Annotated in this window: 17 protein-coding genes and 1 pseudogene; 8 read left to right on the forward strand and 10 right to left on the reverse strand. The window is 70.4% G+C overall.

All coding sequences use genetic code 11. The features are described from left to right. A pseudogene (locus ACFWW8_RS31155) lies at positions 1–382 on the reverse strand (hypothetical protein); the annotation flags it as partial. A gap of 279 nt (positions 383–661) precedes the next feature. Between ACFWW8_RS31155 and ACFWW8_RS31160 the strand changes: the two are divergent. Then, entirely contained in the window at positions 662–2,833 is a 2,172-nt protein-coding gene (locus tag ACFWW8_RS31160; RefSeq protein WP_386534150.1) for a hypothetical protein, read from the forward strand. 230 nt (positions 2,834–3,063) lie between these two features. On the opposite strand, the gene ACFWW8_RS31165 is transcribed toward ACFWW8_RS31160, so the two are convergent. Continuing rightward, a complete protein-coding gene (locus ACFWW8_RS31165; protein WP_386534152.1) occupies positions 3,064–3,540 on the reverse strand; it encodes an AbfB domain-containing protein in 477 nt (158 codons plus the stop codon). Between the two features lie 699 nt (positions 3,541–4,239). On the opposite strand from ACFWW8_RS31165, the gene ACFWW8_RS31170 reads away from it, so the two are divergent. After that, positions 4,240–4,896 (forward strand): DUF4328 domain-containing protein, encoded by a 657-nt coding sequence (locus tag ACFWW8_RS31170; protein ID WP_386534155.1) that lies wholly within the window; start codon positions 4,240–4,242, stop codon positions 4,894–4,896. Positions 4,897–5,341: 445 nt separating this feature from the next. Here the strand turns inward: ACFWW8_RS31170 and ACFWW8_RS31175 are convergent, their stop codons facing one another. From ACFWW8_RS31175 to ACFWW8_RS31190, 4 genes are all read right to left on the reverse strand, one after another. Next, complete coding sequence (locus tag ACFWW8_RS31175; protein ID WP_386534157.1) at positions 5,342–5,734, reverse strand: YciI family protein; 393 nt, start codon at positions 5,732–5,734, stop codon at positions 5,342–5,344. A 509-nt stretch (positions 5,735–6,243) separates the two neighbouring features. Beyond that, a complete protein-coding gene (locus ACFWW8_RS31180) occupies positions 6,244–7,077 on the reverse strand; it encodes an MBL fold metallo-hydrolase (RefSeq protein WP_386534160.1) in 834 nt (277 codons plus the stop codon). Positions 7,078–7,389: 312 nt separating this feature from the next. Next, positions 7,390–7,995 (reverse strand): hypothetical protein, encoded by a 606-nt coding sequence (locus tag ACFWW8_RS31185; protein WP_386534162.1) that lies wholly within the window; start codon positions 7,993–7,995, stop codon positions 7,390–7,392. Positions 7,996–8,049: 54 nt separating this feature from the next. Beyond that, on the reverse strand, positions 8,050–8,922 hold the full coding sequence (locus ACFWW8_RS31190) for a hypothetical protein (protein WP_386534165.1): 873 nt from the start codon (positions 8,920–8,922) through the stop codon (positions 8,050–8,052). Positions 8,923–9,799: 877 nt separating this feature from the next. Here ACFWW8_RS31190 and ACFWW8_RS31195 point away from each other — a divergent pair. After that, positions 9,800–10,258, forward strand: coding sequence for a hypothetical protein (locus tag ACFWW8_RS31195; RefSeq protein ID WP_386534168.1), 459 nt, complete (start codon positions 9,800–9,802; stop codon positions 10,256–10,258). Between the two features lie 159 nt (positions 10,259–10,417). Next, the gene (locus tag ACFWW8_RS31200) at positions 10,418–11,488 is read left to right on the forward strand and encodes a hypothetical protein (protein ID WP_386534257.1); all 1,071 of its coding nucleotides are present in this window, start codon (positions 10,418–10,420) and stop codon (positions 11,486–11,488) included. A gap of 142 nt (positions 11,489–11,630) precedes the next feature. Here the strand turns inward: ACFWW8_RS31200 and ACFWW8_RS31205 are convergent, their stop codons facing one another. The 3 genes from ACFWW8_RS31205 to ACFWW8_RS31215 are packed head-to-tail and all read right to left on the reverse strand — an operon-like array spanning position 11,631 to position 13,615. Beyond that, positions 11,631–12,023, reverse strand: coding sequence for a hypothetical protein (locus ACFWW8_RS31205; protein WP_386534171.1), 393 nt, complete (start codon positions 12,021–12,023; stop codon positions 11,631–11,633). Beyond that, positions 12,016–12,879 (reverse strand): heavy metal-binding domain-containing protein, encoded by an 864-nt coding sequence (locus tag ACFWW8_RS31210; protein ID WP_386534174.1) that lies wholly within the window; start codon positions 12,877–12,879, stop codon positions 12,016–12,018. The genes ACFWW8_RS31205 and ACFWW8_RS31210 overlap by 8 nt, the downstream gene beginning before the upstream one ends. A 1-nt stretch (position 12,880) precedes the next feature. Next, positions 12,881–13,615 carry a heavy metal-binding domain-containing protein gene (locus tag ACFWW8_RS31215; protein ID WP_386534177.1) on the reverse strand — a complete coding sequence of 245 codons (735 nt, stop codon included), beginning with the start codon at positions 13,613–13,615 and terminating at the stop codon, positions 12,881–12,883. A 365-nt stretch (positions 13,616–13,980) separates the two neighbouring features. Between ACFWW8_RS31215 and ACFWW8_RS31220 the strand changes: the two genes are divergently transcribed. Together ACFWW8_RS31220 and ACFWW8_RS31225 are read left to right on the forward strand one after the other, a co-directional pair. Then, positions 13,981–14,199 carry a hypothetical protein gene (locus ACFWW8_RS31220; RefSeq protein ID WP_386534180.1) on the forward strand — a complete coding sequence of 73 codons (219 nt, stop codon included), beginning with the start codon at positions 13,981–13,983 and terminating at the stop codon, positions 14,197–14,199. 69 nt (positions 14,200–14,268) lie between these two features. Continuing rightward, positions 14,269–14,703, forward strand: a complete 435-nt coding sequence (locus ACFWW8_RS31225; RefSeq protein ID WP_386534183.1) for a DUF6892 domain-containing protein — start codon at positions 14,269–14,271, stop codon at positions 14,701–14,703. Positions 14,704–15,254: 551 nt separating this feature from the next. On the opposite strand, the gene ACFWW8_RS31230 is transcribed toward ACFWW8_RS31225, so the two are convergent. Next, positions 15,255–15,989 (reverse strand): hypothetical protein, encoded by a 735-nt coding sequence (locus ACFWW8_RS31230; protein ID WP_386534186.1) that lies wholly within the window; start codon positions 15,987–15,989, stop codon positions 15,255–15,257. 75 nt (positions 15,990–16,064) lie between these two features. Between ACFWW8_RS31230 and ACFWW8_RS31235 the strand changes: the two genes are divergently transcribed. Both ACFWW8_RS31235 and ACFWW8_RS31240 read left to right on the forward strand, forming a co-directional pair. Further along, positions 16,065–16,637 carry an ArsR/SmtB family transcription factor gene (locus ACFWW8_RS31235; RefSeq protein WP_386534189.1) on the forward strand — a complete coding sequence of 191 codons (573 nt, stop codon included), beginning with the start codon at positions 16,065–16,067 and terminating at the stop codon, positions 16,635–16,637. 208 nt (positions 16,638–16,845) lie between these two features. Continuing rightward, positions 16,846–18,546, forward strand: a complete 1,701-nt coding sequence (locus tag ACFWW8_RS31240; protein WP_386534191.1) for an alpha-glucosidase — start codon at positions 16,846–16,848, stop codon at positions 18,544–18,546. Positions 18,547–18,596 lie beyond the last annotated feature (50 nt).

The following is an 18,596-nucleotide window of genomic DNA, read 5'->3' on the forward strand; positions in this document are numbered from 1 at the left end:
CCGCGGGCTGGGTCAACCCGTTAACTTTAAATGCCCGGGCGGCCCCCGCCCCGGGGGCTACCCGCCCCCCCCCGCCCCCCCCCCCCGCCGCCCCCCCCCCCCCCCGGCCCCGCCGGCCGGGCGGGCCGCCCCGGCGCCGCAGCAGGGGGGAGAGGGCGAACGGCAACGCGACGGCACCGCCTGCCAGTACCGGCAGCATCTGCCAGCGGACCCCCACCACACCCAGCACGATCGAGGACAGCGCGAGAACCGCCCCCGCCGCGATCGTGACGCGCGGGCGTGCAGCGGGGGGAAGCCAGCGCGCCACGACCAGCGCGACGGCACCCAGCAGGGCAAGAAACTCCAGAGGGGACATGTACAGCCCCGTGATGATCTCGGTCACCCGGCCATCCTCGGAGCGGCGCACGCGAACCACATCGAACCCCGGTCGCCCTCGCATGCGACCGGAGTCCCAGTCCACGGCACGGCCCCTACGACCACAGTCGCATCCGAGTACCTCGCCTGCCGGGTCCGAGCCGGGCGCCCGTCTCCCGCAGGGGCCGGACCGACGGCGCCGGTACGGTCCGGATGCGCGCCGCTGCCCCAGCGCTGGCGAGGGCATCTGCCCCGCACCCGGGAAAACCGGGTGCGGCCGCTCGCGCCGCCCTGGGATCATCCCGGGATGGTCCACCGACTCGAATCCCTGCTCCTCAGGCACACCCGCCGCATCCCCTGCCCCACAGGGCCCGTCGGAGAAGGCGCTGTCGCGGCGCAGCAGTTCGACGCCGCGCTGATGTCCGTGGGCTTCAAGCTCTCGGCCGAGCTGCTCGCGCACCTGTCGGGGCTCTGCGAGGGCGCGGTCGTCGAGACCGCCGTACGGACGCTGGGGACCGTCCGGGAGATGGTCGGCGACCACGTCCGGCACAACGTCTACTTCATCGACTTCCCCGCCAACGTCCCGGACACCCACGAATTCTGGATGAGGTGCATCGCCGACGCGCTCGCCGACGACACCACGCGCGAGAGCACGATGGAGCAGCTGAGCACCGCAGTGGTGAACCTGCTCACCCTCCCGTCGTACGGAAACCACCGCCACACCTACGCCGAGATGCTCGCCCACCACGATGAGCTGATCGCAGCGGCGGGGGACCGGATGACGGTTCTGCACCTGGGCGGCGCCCTCGACGACGAGATCACCTCTCTCTACCTGGCGTTGGCCTCCGCCACCACCCCGCTCGGCGAGGACGGGCTGCGCGACCTGCAGGACCTCGCCGGCCACTGCGCCGACGGGCAGCAGCCCGAGGAGATACCCGTACGGGAGAACCGGGCCGTGGTCAACCAGGCCCGGCTGACGGCCGGTGCGGGCCTGCTGCTGGACACGGTCACCGACGTGCTCCGCCTGGCCTGCGCGCTCGTGGGCGGCGACGTGACCCTGCGGGAGCCGACCCGGCTGCGCACCCTGCCCCGACCGGTGCGCCGGGCGCTCCTCGCGGGCCTGGACACGGTCGTCGCCGCGGCGCCCGCCAAGCTCGCCGACGTGCACGCCCACCGCGAGAGGTGGAAGCGGCTCGGCGAGCGGCTGCACCCCCACGAGTACCCGCAGTGGCCGCACGCGGCCGACGTGTTCGCCGTCGCCCGCGGCGAGAAGACGGCGCCCTCCCTGGACAGCCGGGTCGAGGAGCTACACGCCCGGGGCGAGACCACCGCGGCGGTCGAACTGCTGAAGACCGCGCCCGGCAGGCTCTTCCGCTCCCTGGACCGGCTGCTGCGCGACTCCTCCACGCAGGACGAGCGCGACCTCGTCGTGGCCGCCGCCGAGCAGGTCGTCCCCGACGTCTCCGGCCGGGTCGTGCTGTCGGTGCGCCAGCACCTGCACAACCGCGAGCAGGAGACCGGCGAGCAGCGCGTGTTCGTCAACCGCCTCGGCAGGGCCTGGGTCACCGACGACATCCGCCGGCCGGTGTTCGCGCCCGAGCGCAAGCGGCTGATCGCCGTGCTCGACGCGGAGCTGCGCCGCCGGCTGCCCGCCGCGGACCACCTCCTGATCGACCCGGACGTCCTGGACGTGGCGCTGCCGCTCAGCGGCAATGCCACCGCCTCCGGGCTCGGTGTGCTGCCGCGCGGCTCGGTGTCGCGCGTCGACGGAGAACTCCTGCGCTTCTTCGTGTACTGGAAGCAGAGCGCGCACTCCACCGACTACGACCTGTCGGCGGCGCTCCTGAACGCCGACTACTCGACCGCCTCCTGGCTGTCGTACACCAACCTGCGCGGTGTCGAGGGCGAGCACTCCGGCGACATCACGAACGCCCCCGACGGGGCTTCGGAGTTCATCAACCTGCGTCTGGGCGCCGTGCGGGCCGCCTGCATCGTGCCGCAGATCAACATCTTCTCCGGAGAGGGCTTCGAGGAGGCCGAGGAGTCGTTCTTCGGGTTCATGCTGCGCGAGGGCGAGCAGAAGGGGCGCCCGTTCGAGCCGCGCACGGTACGCATGAAGTCGGAGTTGCGCGGTCCGGGCCGGGTCGCCCTGCCGCTGGTCTTCCTCCGCGGGTCCGACGGCCGGTGGCGAGCCAAGTGGCTGCACCTCTACCTGAAGGGGACTCCGTCCTCGAACACGGTCGAGGGCAACCGGGCGACGGTCGCGACGCTGCTGCGCGGCATCGTCGAGCGCGAGCAACTCACCGTGCGTCACCTCACCGAACTGATGACCGGCAGCGCGACGACGGTCACTCCCTGGGACGGCAAGACGGTTCCGGCGGGCCCCGTCACCTACATCGGCCTGGAGCGGCCCGCCGGGCTGCACCCGCAGTCGCGGATCGTCACCCTCGAAAACCTGCGTGACCTGATCCCCGCCTGACTGTTAACGTGGCCGTGGCGAGGCCATGAAGGGGCTTCCTTCTCCACACTCCTTGAAACTAGTCCCTTCGCTTTCCTCGCCCCCGACTTGAGGCCTCCGGCCGCCCCGCCTCCACGCGGGCCGGCCGGAGGCCTTCCGCGCGCCCCGGCGATGCGCGCCAGGCTTCCCCGGCTCACCGAGGAGAGCGGATGGTTGACCCGCCCCCCGTGGGAACCCATGGAGCGCAGCGGTCAGAAATCTGCCGGGTGGAGCGGCTGGGAGATCCTGAAGCAAGCGGACTGGAGCTCGTCGGGGGTTACCACCGGCTCCGCGAAGAGTTCGAAGTTCCTGTGCCGGATGACTCGGTCCGGGAACTGCACGGAACGGAACGAGAACTGGTTCGGGTCGATTTCCGCCTGTTCGAGGGTGTACGTGGATTCCTTGATGACCTGGGCTTTGACCTGGGGGTCCGTGATCCCGGTGAAGAACTTGCTGTGGATGCGGAAGTTGTCGAACGTCGCGATGTGAAGACAGAATCCCGGCGGAGCCACTGCTCGTACCAGCATTCCTCTCTCGCCGACGCTCAGGCTGGGGCCGGTCCATTGGAACGTGGCGTTACGACGGTCATCTTCAGTTTCGATCTTGGCGATGTCGACGAGGCCGCCGTGATCGATGATGAAGAAATCGGGAAAGTTGTTCGAGAAGAGGGAAAGCTTGAGCACAGCCATGGTGTCCCTCGTTCCATGATGTCCACGTGTGTGTCTGCGGCGTGGGCTACTCGAATCGGCATCAACCACGCCGGCTGTGTGGGACGGGCGTGAGAGCCGAGAAGGCTGTCACTCTCCTGCGTCCACGCGGGTGAGAGCACTATCTCCATCATGCGCCGCCGCTGGCATGAACACCAACGCTGCACCACGGTTACCGGTTCAACCACATGACCCCGTGGAGGCAGCGCAGTTGATGACGGCGGGGCCCGGGACGAAGCCCTCGCGCAGCGCCCGCCGCGCGCAGGGTCGGCGGCACCGCGCCGGCGGCCGTCCGCTCGTCCCGCTCGCGGGCGGCAACCCGTCCCGACCGGGCCGGAGGCGAAGCGACCCCGACGGCAACGACGTCGTCCCCAGAGCCGCCGGGCACAGCCCTGCCCCCCGGCAGCCTCACCGATCCCCGTCTTCTCTGACCAGCAGAAACCGTTTGGACTCCGGGCACGGGGCCGACATACATTCTCCACGGCCCCGCCCGCCCGGCGGGGCCATCCGTCGTATGTCATACGTTCCCGTGGGGGGTCCACCGTCATGTCCTTCAGCGCGCCCGGCTCGCCGCCGCCTCCGCAACCCTCTCCGCAGCCCGCCCCGGCGCCGGGCTGGATTCCCCCACAGGGTCCCCACCCCGGAGGGCCCTTCCCCGCAGCTCTGCCGGCGCCCCAGGGGGTGCTGCGTTCCCCGAAGGGCCTCGCGACGGCCCTGACCTGGCTGCTCGGCGCCGCGGCCGCGGCGCACCTCTTCTCCGCCGGTGCCGGCGCGTACGAGCAGTCGTGGTTGCAGGGGTTCGCGGGGGACACCCACTTCGACGACCTCGAACTCGGCCTGTCTCCCGTGCTCACCATCCTCGCCGGAGCGCTCCAGCTCCTCACGGTGCTGCCCACGGTCATCGTCTTCATCATCTGGTTCCACCGCGTGCGGAGCAACGGCGGCATCTTCCGCCCCGACGCCTTCACCCTGGGCCGCGGCTGGGCCGTCGGCGCCTGGTTCATCCCCGCGGCGAACCTCTTCCTGCCCTACCGGATCGCCCGGCAGACCTGGCGGGCCAGCACCCAGCGCGGCCCCGACGGCTCCGAACGCACGGCTTCCGCCACGCTGCTGACGTCCTGGTGGGTGGTCTGGGTCCTGGCGGCGATCGTGGGCCGCGTCTTCAGCCGGATCTACATGGCGGCCGACACCGTGGACGAGCTGCTCGCCGCGGGCTTGCTCGGGATCACCGCGGATCTGGGCACCGCGATCGCCGGCGTGCTCGCCGTCCTCTTCGTCCGCAGACTGACGGCGATGCAGAACACGCTGGCGACCCAGGGCCCGTACGCGCCGGCCTGACGGGGTGGGCGCCCATCAGATCGGGACGGCCACAGCGGCGCCGACCTCGAACTCGCACCACAGCACGTGCCGCCGCGCGGTCCGTGACGCCGCCGGCGATTGGCGCGTGTGCCGTTCCGGTACTGACCGGCCGGTCCGACCCTGGCAGATCACCTCGATCTCCGTCCGCTCCGTAAGCCAGGCCCTCACCACCCGTCGTCGGCTGATCGACTCCTGGCGTACGGCGGACCCCGTCGAGCTCTGCGAGATCAAGGCCGGCCCCTTCCTTCTCGCAGTTGGGCACCGAGGACCGCGGCCCGGCCGGGATCGTCCCCGGTTGTGTCGCCCCCACACCTCCGGTACGGGAGCACCACCGACACGGGGGAGAAGCCCATCTCAGGCGAGCTGAGTGGCCGAAGCCGGGCAGCGCCGCACAGCCGCCGGTGCCCGCTCGACTCCGCCCGGGTCAGGCCTGGGTCGGGTCCCCGGGGATCGGGTGCACTTCGACCGGGTCGTTGCTGGGCTTCCCACCCGCCCCCGGGCACGCCGATGCCCGTGCGGCGATCTCCAGGGCCCGGTCCTCGCTCTTGACGTCGACCACCCAGTACCCGGCCAGGATGGGACCCGCCTGGGCCGGCCCGTCGGTCACCTGAGGCCGCCCGTCACTTCCAGCCCGCACCGTCTTGACCAGGGAGGGGCCCCCGAGGCCCTGCCCCTCCACCCACTCCCCGGCAGCGGTGAGGTCGTCGTTGAGGGCGTTCATGTGGGCGAACATGGCCTCCATGTCTTCCTTGGAATACCCCGACATGACGGCGTCCCACTGATCGGCGGGCACGTTCATCTGGATCATGTACTTCATTTTCCTCACCCTTCCAGGCGGCTGACGGGCGTCTCGGGCGTACACAGAGGCAGACAGCCGGACGCCGCAGAACTCATCGGCGTCCCGGCACCACATTGCCGCGGACTGGATGTGCTGCCGGGCCCGGACCGAGGGCGAGGCGGCGACGCAGACCGCTGCGATGGCCCGCCCGCTGATGACGACCATCACCCACGCGGTACGGCGCGCCACGCAAAAGCGCCTCTCATCCTGTTCGCCCCCCGCACCCCGACCGCTTCGTGGGCGCTGCGCCTGATGACCACCGACCCGGCCCGGCCCCGGGAGTGGCCGGAGGACTGGACGGACATCTCCGGTCGCCCGGAGCCCGCGACCGCGCGTGGACCAGGATCCGACGCAGAGACACCACCGAAGCGATCATCGGCGCTACCGCCGGCACCCTCGGTCCCGAACCGTTGCGATGGAGCTGGTCCGACGTCACGGACCTGCGGGTGACCGAAGCGCCAGTCCGGGCGGCACGTGATCCGCGGGCCTCACGTGGCCTGGGGCGGGACGGCGCCGTGGGGACCCGGCTCGAAGCCCGCCAGCATCTGTTCGAGCGCTTGCTGGTCGGGACCGACGAAGGGGTCGGAGCCGGGTGCCTCGGCGAGGGTGTCGAGCATGCGGGGGGTGAGGCCGATGGCCGGCGGCAGGTGGGTGCACAGCACGTTCTCCGCGTCCATGGCGCGCAGCGGCTGCACGGTGGCGAGGTATTTCCCGGTGTCGACGCTGTGGACCCACGGGCTGTCCACGGTGGCCCACAGCAGCTGCGCGGCGCGCAGGTCGTCGGGGTCGAGGTCGGCGGCCGTACCGTCCACGGCGGCCTCCGCGCTCGGCATCGGCCCGCCGAAGCAGTCGGAGCTGAAGCACGTCCGCGTCCGGTCGTCGTAGAAGCCTACGGTGGCGGGGTTGTCGAACAGCGGCGGCCGGAAGGCCCGGAGCGTGCGGCCGCCGCCCACGTCCAGCGACTGGCCCGGGTTCACCAGGCGTACGCGGTCCATGGGCAGGGGGCGCTCGGTCGACATGATTCCGGCGCCGATGAATGTGGTCACGACGCGGGCGTTGGGCGCGGCGACCAGCAGGTCGAACAGGCCGCCCGTGTGGTCGCGGTCGGGGTGGGTGAGCCAAATCCAGCGCACGTCGGCGGGGTCCATGACGGAGCTGAGGGCGCCGAGGAAGTCCCGGTCGGGGAGACTGAGGCCCGTATCGACGACGACCGGCTCGTCGGCTAGCAGAACAAAGGCGTTGACCGGGAGGAAGCCGATGCCCGGCACCTCGATGCAGTCCGCCAGGACGGTGGTGTCGCTTCCGATCTTCTGCATGCTCATGACTGTCTCCGTGGTCCCCCCAGGGCGGAGCAGGGCGTCCCTTCGACCATTCTTCCCCTGTGGGGCCGGTACGGCACTCCGGAGCCCCGCCGCGGGCCCACGCGCTCCGGGGCGTTCGGGTCGGCGCCCCGCCCGGCGTCTCCTCGGGCCGCCGAACACCCGGGTACTCGGAAACCACCTGGAGCTCGTCGTCGCTCAGGCTCGGCTGGAATACGTCGATCCCTGTGCCTCCGTGCCTCCGTGCCTCCGTGCGTCCATGGCGGAGCAGGCGTTCTGCTGAAGCCGTCGCGCAGCGCTCCGCCAGTGGAGCGGTCAAGGAGTGTTTTTGTTCAGGCAGTTCGTGCGGTACGCCTCGTCGTAGGCGGTGTCGTAGCCGACGCGGTAGCCGTTCTGGTACGCGCTGACGAACGGGTCCGGCTTCGCCGGCGGGACCAGCTCCGCGTGGGCCCGAGTGCAGATCTTGCCGTCATCGCGTCCCCAGGTGGCGCCGGCCGCCTGGCCCGCCGCGGCCATGCTCTCCAGGGTCTGGGTCTGGGGCTTCGGGACCGACGGCGAGGGAAGCGGCTTCTTCACGCAGTTCCGCTTGTACGAGGCCGCGAATGCCCGGTCGTAGCCGAGCTGGTAGCCCACGCGAAGACCCTGCTCGTACGCGTCGGGCTTGACCGGAGACAACGGAGGCGGCAGCTTCTGGCAGATGGGAGGACTGCCGTTCTTGTTGCCGGCTGTCGTGCCCAGCTTGACGCCGGCGCGGCAGCCCAGGGTGTACTGGTCGGTGGCCGAGCTCAGCCCGTGGCAGCTGTTCGGCACGGCCGGGGCGGTGGGCTGGGTCGTCGCCACCGCGCCCGGAGCGAACGCGAGCAGGGCGACGAGCGGCGTCGCGCCGAGTGCGGTGAGACATCGTCGATGGTTGCGGGCCATGTCCGGCGGTCCCTTCTGTCCGAAGCGGCTACGTGGCGCGGCTACTGGGCTCGGTCACTTCACGCGCACGGTGTGCGTGCTGTTGTTGTCTCCGGGATTGGTGTCGCTGGGCACGCGGATCGAGGCGTGGATGGCGCCCGGCCCCGCTGTCCCCACCTTCACCAGCACCGGGATCTGGTTCTTCTCCCCGGCCTTGAGGGTGCCGCCGGTGCAGCGGAAGCCTCCACTCGTACTGCCGGCCACCGCTCCCGACTGCACGCACTGGAAGCCGCTGAAGGTGCCGTTCTCCGGGGGTCTCCTGATCGACAGGGCTCCGGAGGTGGCCACCTCGATCACCGCGCCCTTGACCTCGGCGCCCGCATTCCCGTACGGCAGCCAGAAGTTGCGGTTGGTGCCGGCCGCCGGTTCCGCCTCGCCCGTGATCGTGCCCAGTGAGGCGTTGGTGGGCGAGCCGGCCGGGTTGGCCGCGTCGGTGGGGTTCGCGCAGACCTTGTTGGACGGGTCCGTGACGGCGTCCTCCAGGTCGTACAGGAGGGGGTCCTCCGAGTGCACCAAGGCTTTGACCGTGGCGCAGTAGGCGATGCCGGGTTTGATGCCGGCATTGACGGACCGGGTGACGGTCCTGCCCACACCTGGCGCGTTGGTGCCGGGCAGGGTCTTGTTGATCCTCGCGTAGGTCGGGTTGTCCCGTTCCGTCAGCTCGATGAAGAAGGCGGTGTCCGGCTCGGAGTTATCCCGGAATATGACAGTGACGTTGGGTGCTTGAAGCTGGAGGCTCACCAGGCGTGGAGGGTTGTAGATCGGGTCCTGGGCGGCGGCGGAGGTGGTCAGGCCGGCCACCAGGACGCCGGCGGCGGCCAGGACGAGGGGCACCCGAACGGGCCGGCCGAGGCGGTGGTGCGGGGCGGATGGGGTTCTCGGGGACATGCTCGTCTCCCTCGCGTTCCGTCCGTGCGGTCTCCGTCAGCGGACGGGCGGTCCGCGGCCTTCCTGCCGCCCGCAGGCGGCGGGGCGGCGGGGAAGGGGTGCGGCGGAATACGTCAGTTGCTTCCATCGTCCCGCTCTCGGTGGGTGGTGTCGACCGGGCGGGCCGTCGCCGTCCGTCGTCCGGGAACAGGCCGTCTTCCCGGGCCGGGCGAGGATCGTGGACCGTGCCGATGCCTTCCGAACGTTCTCTTCCCGCTCCGCGGCAGATGCCCAGGGCCGGGTGGGACGGCCGGCGGATGTGCCGGCCGTCCTTCGGACGGTGTTCCGGGTCCTGCGGGAACGAGTTGATCTCGATCGCCTCGGTACGGCCCGGACCCACGCCGATCGAGGAGATCGGGGCGCCCGACATCCCTTCCGGGGCGGTCACTCGATATGAGCGAGCTGCGCGACGCGTACCGTGCTGCCTTGGCGCAGGTCATCGTCGCGAAGGCAGGCAGGCACGGGCGGGCCGGTGTTCGTGCTGGTCGTCATGCCGCGCCTGGCCGGCCCCCTGCCGCGCCAGCTCGCCCGCCTCCTGGCCGTGACGGGCACCGACCGGGGTGAGGGCCTGTGTCCTGCCCGACCCGGCGAGGAACGACGCGGGGCGGGCAGGGGGCCGGTGAGAATGCCGACAGGTCTCGTTGGGTGAGCGTGGCGCGCGAACGCACGGGTGGGTGCGGGACCAAGTCGCCGTGCACGGGGACGAGGTGCCACGGGGCGGACGGGGCGGACGGGGCGGGTTCTGACCTTGACTTGCACTCTATGACATGTGCAATATCACATGTCATATACGCCATCCGGGCATCCCTGGAGGGTGCTCATCGCAAGGAGGACCACCATGAACCGATTAGCTCTGCTTGCCGTCGGCACCGCAGGTTTGGCCGTTTTCGCGATCACCCCGGCCAGCGCCGCCGCGCAGTCGGCCGACACCGTCGCGACCGTCACCTCCTGTGGTCCCTCGGGTCTCCAGGCAGGCCTGTCCACGCGGGCGTGTGCCGCGGTCACCGGTAACACCGTCGAGTTCTACGGCACGGTCGGCTTCGCCGGCCCGCCCTCCCATGGCAGCCCGGCGCCCACCCCGAAGGAACTGATCACGACCCTGTCCGCAGAGGTCGTCGGCAGCGGCGCCGCGCCCAGCACCCAGACCAAGTCGGTCGTCTTCGCCTTGTCGAACCTCGAGGTGCACGGCGTGATCGTCACCGTCCCGTGCGGCTCGACCATCCGCGGCACCTTCGGCGCGGCCTCGTTCCCCCGCCCGGCCAACCCGGTGGTCCACGAGGTCACCACCACCTGCTGAGTGCGTGAAGCGTACTCGACCCCGCGGCGCTGCCGCGGGGTCGAGATCAACGGACAACTGCAGTGCGACGGGACACTCTTCATGTTCTGCGGGCCGCCCCAGGTCTGGCGCCGGGTGGGCCAGCCCTGCATGTCGGTAGCTGGTGACAAGATCACCAGCATGAGTTTCGTACGCACTACACCGCCGCGACCTGTCGAGGTGACAGCGATCTTCCCTGAGCTGGCGCCACTGGCACGCCCCGCGATACGGCTGCATCCGCGTCAGGGGTCGCCGTCGGTCGGGGACAGCTCGGTCGGCGGGCCGTTGCTGTGGCCGGCAGGAGAGCCGTGGCCGCACTGCGAAGACGCGCACCTGCACCTGGACACCGGATCCCGCCGGTCGCCGACCGAAGTGCGGCTCCGCCGGATCCTGTCTTCCCGATGGAGCCCTGACGGCCCGGCTCCCCTGCTCACGCCCGCAGAGGAGGTGCTCAAGGAGCGCGATGCCGCGTGGCTCGCCGAACGGCTCGAAGCCGGCCCTCCCGGCCCGGCGGAATGCCCGGTCCCGATGTTGCCCGTGGCTCAGTTGTTCCTGCGCGACGTACCCCTGTTGCGGCCGCCCGGGCAGGCTGATCTGCTTCAGATCCTCTGGTGTCCGTATGAGCACGATCCGTATAGCAAGCCCGCGACCGCCCTGTTCTGGCGGTCGGTCGCGGAGGTCGGCGACGTCCTTGCCACACCACCGGAACCGTACGAGGCGGACTATCAGGGTTACGTGCCGGAACCGTGCGTGCTGGCACCGGAGGCCATCACCGACTACCCCAGCAGCCTGGATCTGAGCCCGGAACTGCGGCTGATGCTGGGGGACTGGAGCAGATGGCAGGCAGCCGGCCCCGCCGTGGACAGCTCCTACGCGGAGCATCCGGCGGAGTTCTACTCCACTCACCTGGGCAACGCACCCGGCTGGAGGTCGGCGGGTGGCCCCCTTGGGGGCCGCACCGACCCCGATCCCCGGTACTGCGCCGTGTGCGAGGCACAGATGATCCCGCTCTTGACCATCGCCTCGTTCGAGTCGAACGGCGACGAAAGCCTCAGCTGGGTGCCGCAGGAAGACCGGGCCGCCGCCGGCTCTCGCTACGCGCACCTGGACGTCTCACAGCCGACCAGGGTGGAAGTGGGCAGTACCGACAACATGCAGATATACGTCTGCCCGGTCTCCCCCGGGCATCCGCACACCGACCTGATCCAATGAGATCGCCCAACTGACCTCACGCCCCTCGTAACCGTGACAGAAGGGCCGCCCGGAACCGGTATGGCCCGAAGACGGTGTTCGCGTGTTGTTCCACCGCTGAACGACCGGCCGGCGGGGAACACCACGCTGATTGGCCAACAGGTCAGGTCAGGAAACGCTCGACGGCTTCGCGGGCGCGAGCGTTCGAGGCTGCAACTTCGGCGAGGGACCGGGCGAGGGCATCGATCCACTCGTCCAGGCCGACGGGGCGCCGCGAGAGCACGATGCCCCGTACCTCGTGGCGGATCTCCCCGGCCACCCGGCCCCGGTCCCTCCGCAGCGAGAGCCGCTGCTCCCCGAGCGCGACGTCCAGTTCGGCGACCGAACCCTCGCGCCCGGCCACCCGGTCCGCGATGGAACGCCTGCGCTTGACCCGTACGGCGCCGGGCGGCAGTGACTCCGCCAGGTTCGCCCACAGCACGTTGACGTAGAGGTTCAGGTCCGCGCTGTCCCGGCGCAGCGCCGCGGCCAGAAGTTCCACTTCCCTCTCAGGCATCGAGGCCCAGCACCATGGTCGGCCGGTCGATGACGTGGCCTTCGCGCAGCGGGCGTACCGCAGTCCCGATGGCGAAGAACTCGGTGGTGTGCGATCCCCAGCTGTGCGAGTGCTGCCTCAACTGAACCGACACGATCCCCTCAGCATCCAGGGCCACCCCCTCCGCCTGCATGCGGCTCATTGCCAGCTCACGCGCGTCGTAGAGCGCCTGGGTGAACGTCTCGATCTCGACGTTGCGGCCCGTGGTGCTCAGCGCTTGGGCGAAGCGCTGGTGCGCCACGTGGTAGACGCACGACCCCATGACCATGTCCACCGGCGCGTATCCGGCCTGGATCAGCGTCCAGAAGTCCTGGCCGGACAGGTCCGAGGTGAACGGCTTGCCCTTGTTGTTGAGCCAGCTACCGCCCGGTCCCGGGTCCGCACCGTTCGCCTTCACCGCCGTGCCGACCGCGATGAACTCGGCGATGTCCGAGGCGAACTCCTTGAACTCGATGTCCAGCCGCACCCCCACGACCCCGTCCGCCCCCAGAGCGCTCGCCTCGGCCTCCATCCGGCCCATCGCCAGATCACGCGCGTGGTACATAGCCTGAGACAGCTTGGTCAGCTCCTGGTTCTTCGACCACCGGCCGAGCTGCACGCCGACGTGGTAGACCGAGGAACCGAGGACCAGGCCGAGCGGGCGGAAGCCGGCCTCGCGCACCAGCAGGAACTCGTTCACCGTCAAGTCCGAGGTGAAGAACGAGCCCTTGCCCCCCGGCTGGAGCTGCGCGAGCCGCCGCATCGCTTCCTCGGGTATTCCCTCGGCGGTCGGCCGCGCGGCTCCCCCTGCCAGTTCCCGCCCCGTTGTCTCGGTCATGTCAGCCCTCGCGCTCCAGTCTCATGATGGTCAGTGGCCTGGGTCCGGCGGGCCGCCCCGAGCGGCCGAACCGGGTGATGGCGGTGCCGACGAAGACTGCCTCCGCGCTGAAGTCGCGCGCGTACCCGAAGCTGGGGCACTCGCTCTCGCGCACCCGCAGCTCCATGTCGTCCACCACCACTCCGTCGGCACCGTGCTTCGTGGCATCGAGGGCCAGCTGTGTCCGGGCGTGCTGGCGGACGTGGTTGATCAGCTCGGTGTAGCCGTCCACCTCCTGGTTCCCGGCGGTCCAGTGGATTCGGCGGGAGGTGCGCCAGTCGTCGTGCCGGGCGTCGAGAGCGATGCCGAATGCGAGTCCGGTGGGAACCCACCCGGCGTACAGGAGCTTGGCGAAGTCCTGGCCGCTCAGGTGCGCGCTGAAGGGCACGCGCGGCCGGATACCCGAGCGGGTCCGCACCGCGGTGCCCAGCACGGTGAACTCCAGTCCCTCCTCCAAGAACTCGACCTCGCGGACCCGCAGCTCTGCCCCGACGATCCCGTCGCCGCCGAGCGCACGGCACTCGGCCACCGCGCGGGCCAGCGCCACCCTGCGCGCCTCGTACATCGTCCTCACCAGCTGCGAGAAGGACGAAGTCCACGCCGAGGACGGCACCTTCTTGCCGCCCGTGACCGACCACGCACCCGGGCAGCCCCAGAGGCCGGTGTACCCGATGGTGAAGACGGCCGTACCGAGCACCTGCCCGACCGGCTCGAACCCAACGCCCCTGACCGCCGCGACTTCCTCGACCGACAGTGCCGAGTCCCAGGTACCACCGGCTCGGAGCCCTGCCGTCCCAGCGGCAGTTCCCCCCGGCAGACCGGCGTCTCGTTGGTGTGTCATTGGCTCCCGCGCCATCGGCCTCTCGGCTTACCGCGCGGATCGCGTCGCCCTTTTCGGCAGCCTATGTCATCGGCCGGATGAGCGAAACAGCGATCCCCGGCTCCAACGAACCTTGCCGGCAAGCCCCTTGGGGGCGGCCTCGACACCATCGGGCCTCGGCAAGCGGAGAGGGTACCCGCGTCGGCTCGGGGGCCGTAGACGCCGCCGGGGGTGTTGGACAGGTGCACGATCCGCTGTCACTCGGCGAGGTCGGCCGGGCCTCGTTCGTCGTCGGCCAGGTCCTCTCGCTCGCGGTCGAGGTGCTGCTCCCAGCGGACCGCCTCGAGGGCGGCCGCCTCGTCGGGTTCATGCCGGCGCGCGGCGCCTTCGAGCCGCGCCGCCGCTCCATCCACCACGGATGCGCCTCCGCAGGCCGCGGACTGACCGCCACGGCGGCCTGAGCGGGGCCGGGTCCGGCCGGGGGCCGGGCGCGCCGGACCCGTGTCGTACCTCCGTGGTACTGATGTGCCATGAGCCAGTTCCGCGACTTCAACCTCAAGCTGCTCGTCATCGAGGAGCTCATGTACGGCCCCCAGCCGCTCCTCCCGGTCTACGACCTGCCCGCGCGGCTGGCCGAGCGGGGGATCGGCGACCCCGCGTCCCACGTCCTGGAGAACGGCCTGCACGCGGAGGTGCTGCCGGAGTCCCGGGCCCATTTCGAGGCCCTGGAGATCCCGGCCGAGCTGCTCGCCGGTGTCGAGGAACTGTGCTTCGACGCCGGAGCGGAAGTCTTCCGGCACTGCGCCCCCGCCTGGGACGGCGAGGACGATCTGTTCGACGTCCGCTCGCTCGACGACCTCGCCCTGCTGCCCAACCTCCGGGAGGTCACCTTCGTGGAGGACGGCGTCCTGGCCGTGCCGGACGCGGCGGAGGTCTTCGCCGCGCGCGGCATCGACACCGACTGAGCCCGGGCGCCCGTCCGTCGCGCACCGCCCCGGCCGGGGCGGCGTAGGGGAAACCGTGGCGGGCCAGACCCGACCGCATGCTGATGCGGATCTCGAACTTCCTCACCGCGGCTCTTCGCCCCAGTGCGCCCCCGCGGCCTCGACACCGCCCGTGACCAGCCCCGCTGCTGCGCCGCCGGCAAGTGCTGCTCCAAGCGGCTCTCACCTCTGACTCTGGCGGCTTCCGCGACGGGTCAGTTCCCGCTGGAGGTACCCGGGACACGCTTTAACCCCTCGGTCAGCGGGCCCCAGGAGCCCTCCGTGTTCCCGACGATGGGGGATTGGAACGGGGAAGCCGCCCCGGGCCCGGGGGGAGGCCCTGCGGAGCCAGGGCCACCTCGAGGAAGCCTCTGGGCTGGCGAGGCTGCCGCTGCGACACCTCGCGCTGGTGCAACAGCTCTCCCACCTCGTTTTCAGTAGCCACGGACTCGGATAGTCGGCAGACTCAGGCGTTCCACCCCTCGTCGGTGCCACTGCATGACCCTCAGCCTTGTGGGATTGCGGGACAGTGCTCAGTGGTAGGGCCGGATGGCCACCCTGACATCCATGTCGAAGGTGTTCGCCCCCGACGCGGAGGGCAGGCCCAGGGCCCGGTCGAGCGTGCGGCTCAGTGGACCGCAGTCATGAGTCCCCGGGGCGGCGAACTCCGCGTCTTGGGCACCGAAGGCGACGACCAGGGGTTCCTTGGATATCACGCGGGTGGGAACGGTGTCCTTGAGCACCAGGTGGACCGCGTCCTCATCGCTGCCCACCGAGCAGCCCGACGGCGGCAGGGCCGGCAACCCGTGCGCCAGCCCCAGGGCGAACTTGATGTCGAACTCGCCGCGCCGGGTGTCGTCGGACAGGAAGTCCGAGTAGCCGCCGTACTGCGGAGTCAGGGTCAACGGGGTGCGTCCCACCCGGATTGGCGCAGCGGTCATCACCCCGAAGATCTGGCGAAATTCACCGTCCACACGGCCTTCCGCGAAGGTGATCTCCATTGGTTCGTTGAGCGGCTCGTCGACGGCGCCCATACGCAGATGCCCCGTGGCGTGCATGACCTCGCAGCGCCAGGTCCCCGGGTCCGCACCCGCGGGCAGCTCGTCGACGGTCGGGCAGGCGGAGAAGTCGAACTCGGGCCGACCCGCACCCTGTTCAGCTCCCTGCGCGGGTGCGGCGCCCAGGGCGAGTCCAGCAAGCAGTGCCCCCGCGGCAGCACGTGTGAAGCGGTGGACTGTGTGATTCAAGGTCACTCGGTTCAGAGTCATGTACCCCAGGATTGCAGAGATTCGTCTGCAGAGGAATGTCTGCAGACGAATCGCTGCTATCGGTAGACTGCCGCCATGACGAACGAGCGGAATCGGGAAGCCGCAGCACGGCGCACGGTAGACAGCCCCAAGGTGCTCAAGGCCCTCTCACACCCCCTACGCCTGCGCATCCTGCGCCATCTCGGCGCGGCGGGCCCTGCCACCTCCACTACGCTGGCCACCGCGCTCGGCGAAAACACCGGGACGCTCAGCTACCACCTGCGCCTGCTGGAGCGCAGTGGCCTCATCGAGGACATCCCCGAGCGCTCCACTGGGCGTGAGCGCTGGTGGCGCGGTGTGCGCGGACTCGACATCCGCAGACCGCCGCAGGATGAGCTGACGGAGGCCGAGCGCGCCATGTCGGCCGAGCTGGACCGGATGAGGATGGAGGAGGACGTCGATCTCGCCCGGCAGTTCACCGCCGGACAGGCGGAGTCCCACGGCTGGATGCGGGGTTCACGCAGCCTCACCCACCTCACGAAGGGCGAGCTGGACGCGTTGCATGACGATTATCTGGCCCTGCTCGCACGCTATGCCCGCGCCCCCGAGGACGCCCCCGACGATGCACGACCCGTACTCCTCCGGTGGTTCGGCCTGCCCGCTGACTGACCGGCAGCCGGCCGACGAACTGTTTGATCGGCCGACGGGCCTGCGGGTGAGTTGAGGGAACGGAACCGAGTTCTTCACGGGCAGCTAGGACCGGCCATTGACGTAGCGCCTGGGCTGGTTCCTCGTGGAGCCGGCCCCACATGGCATGACCTCAGCCTCCGGGGAAAGGAGACTCACGTTCCCCACCCCGAGCGAGAGGACTCCACCGATGGCAGCCGACGACATGGGGCACGCCGAGGACGCGTGGTGGCGGTCCGCGGTGGTCTACCAGGTCTATCCGCGCAGCTTCGCCGACTCCGACGGTGACGGCGTCGGCGACCTGGACGGCCTCACCGGGCGCCTGGACCATCTGTCCGGGCTCGGCGTCGACGTGCTCTGGCTGTCGCCCGTCAACCCGTCCCCGCAGGCCGACAACGGGTACGACATCAGCGATTACCAGGACATCGACCCCGTCTTCGGTGACCTGGCGGCCTTCGACCGGCTGCTGGGCGCCGTGCACGAGCGCGGGATGAAACTCGTCATGGACCTGGTCGTCAACCACACCTCCGACGAGCATCCGTGGTTCCGGGAGTCACGCGACCCGGCGAGCCCGAAGCGCGACTGGTACTGGTGGCGTCCGCCACGTGAGGGACGCGAACCCAACAACTGGGGCTCCTTCTTCTCCGGTTCCGCCTGGGAGCTGGACGCGGCGAGCGGCGCTTACTACCTCCACCTCTTCTCGCCGAAGCAGCCCGACCTCAACTGGGAGAACCCCCGGATGCGTCGGGCCGTGTACGCGATGATGCGCTGGTGGCTGGACCGGGGCGTGGACGGCTTCCGGATGGACGTCGTCAACCTCATCTCCAAGGACCCCGCCCTCCCCGACGGCGAGGTGCACGAACAGGGGCCGTACGGTGACGGCTCGCCCTACTTCGTCTGCGGACCCCGCATACACGACTACCTTCAGGAGATGCACCGCGAGGTGATCGCCCGGTACCCGGGCCGGCTGCTGACCGTCGGGGAGATGCCCGGGGTGACGGTCGAGCAGGCCCGCCTGTTCACCGATCCGGCGCGCGCCGAGCTCGACATGGTCTTCCAGTTCGAGCACGTAGGGCTCGACCACGGGCGGGGCAAGTTCGATCCCCGCCCGCTGCGGCTCACCGACCTCAAGGCCTCGCTCGGCCGCTGGCAGTCCGGCCTCGCCGACGTCGGGTGGAACAGCCTGTACTGGAACAACCACGACCAGCCCCGGGTGGTCTCTCGGTTCGGTGACGACGGACCGAGCCACCGGACCCGGTCCGCGACGATGCTCGCGACCGTGCTCCACCTGCACCGGGGCACGCCGTACGTCTACCAGGGCGAGGAACTCGGCATGGCCAACGCGCCCTTGCGCACCATCGAGGACTTCAGGGACATCGAGTCCCTGAACCACTACACGCAGGCGCTGCGCGCGGGGGCGGAACCCGAAGACGTCCTCCCGGGACTACGGGCGATGGGCCGCGACAACGCCCGTACCCCCATGCAGTGGGACGCGTCCCCCCACGCGGGGTTCACCACAGGCACCCCGTGGATCCCCGTCAACCCGGACCACACCGAGGTCAACGCCGAAGCGGCCCTCGCGAATCCCGACTCCGTCTACCACCACTACCGTCAGCTGATCGCCTTCCGGCACCAGGAGCCGGCCGTCGTGCACGGCGACTTCACGATGCTGCTGCCGGACGACGAGCGGATCTACGCGTTCACCCGCCGGTACGGCCGCACGATGCTCCTGGTCGTCGGGAACTTCACCGGCGACACGGCCTCCGCCGTGATGCCCGCCGGATGGGACGGCGCCGAACTCGTCATGGGCAACGGTCCGTCGGTCCCCCCGCGGCCCGGCCGCCTGGTGCTTGCCCCGTGGGAGGCGCGGGTGCACCGGCGCAACGACTGAGCCGAGCGCGCGGGGACGGCGACCGATGATCCCTCCGATGCCGGGTACGC

Source organism: Streptomyces sp. NPDC058701, assembly GCF_042715295.1.
Lineage (GTDB): Bacteria > Actinomycetota > Actinomycetes > Streptomycetales > Streptomycetaceae > Streptomyces.

Coding starts and splice junctions, on each gene's coding strand:
- ACFWW8_RS31160 (WP_386534150.1), top strand. CDS start 662: ATGGTCCACCGACTCGAATCCCTGCTCCTCAGGCACACCCGCCGCATC.
- ACFWW8_RS31165 (WP_386534152.1), bottom strand. CDS start 3,540: ATGGCTGTGCTCAAGCTTTCCCTCTTCTCGAACAACTTTCCCGATTTC.
- ACFWW8_RS31175 (WP_386534157.1), bottom strand. CDS start 5,734: ATGAAGTACATGATCCAGATGAACGTGCCCGCCGATCAGTGGGACGCC.
- ACFWW8_RS31180 (WP_386534160.1), bottom strand. CDS start 7,077: ATGAGCATGCAGAAGATCGGAAGCGACACCACCGTCCTGGCGGACTGC.
- ACFWW8_RS31185 (WP_386534162.1), bottom strand. CDS start 7,995: ATGGCCCGCAACCATCGACGATGTCTCACCGCACTCGGCGCGACGCCG.
- ACFWW8_RS31190 (WP_386534165.1), bottom strand. CDS start 8,922: ATGTCCCCGAGAACCCCATCCGCCCCGCACCACCGCCTCGGCCGGCCC.
- ACFWW8_RS31195 (WP_386534168.1), top strand. CDS start 9,800: ATGAACCGATTAGCTCTGCTTGCCGTCGGCACCGCAGGTTTGGCCGTT.
- ACFWW8_RS31200 (WP_386534257.1), top strand. CDS start 10,418: ATGAGTTTCGTACGCACTACACCGCCGCGACCTGTCGAGGTGACAGCG.
- ACFWW8_RS31205 (WP_386534171.1), bottom strand. CDS start 12,023: ATGCCTGAGAGGGAAGTGGAACTTCTGGCCGCGGCGCTGCGCCGGGAC.
- ACFWW8_RS31210 (WP_386534174.1), bottom strand. CDS start 12,879: ATGACCGAGACAACGGGGCGGGAACTGGCAGGGGGAGCCGCGCGGCCG.
- ACFWW8_RS31225 (WP_386534183.1), top strand. CDS start 14,269: ATGAGCCAGTTCCGCGACTTCAACCTCAAGCTGCTCGTCATCGAGGAG.
- ACFWW8_RS31230 (WP_386534186.1), bottom strand. CDS start 15,989: ATGACTCTGAACCGAGTGACCTTGAATCACACAGTCCACCGCTTCACA.
- ACFWW8_RS31235 (WP_386534189.1), top strand. CDS start 16,065: ATGACGAACGAGCGGAATCGGGAAGCCGCAGCACGGCGCACGGTAGAC.
- ACFWW8_RS31240 (WP_386534191.1), top strand. CDS start 16,846: ATGGCAGCCGACGACATGGGGCACGCCGAGGACGCGTGGTGGCGGTCC.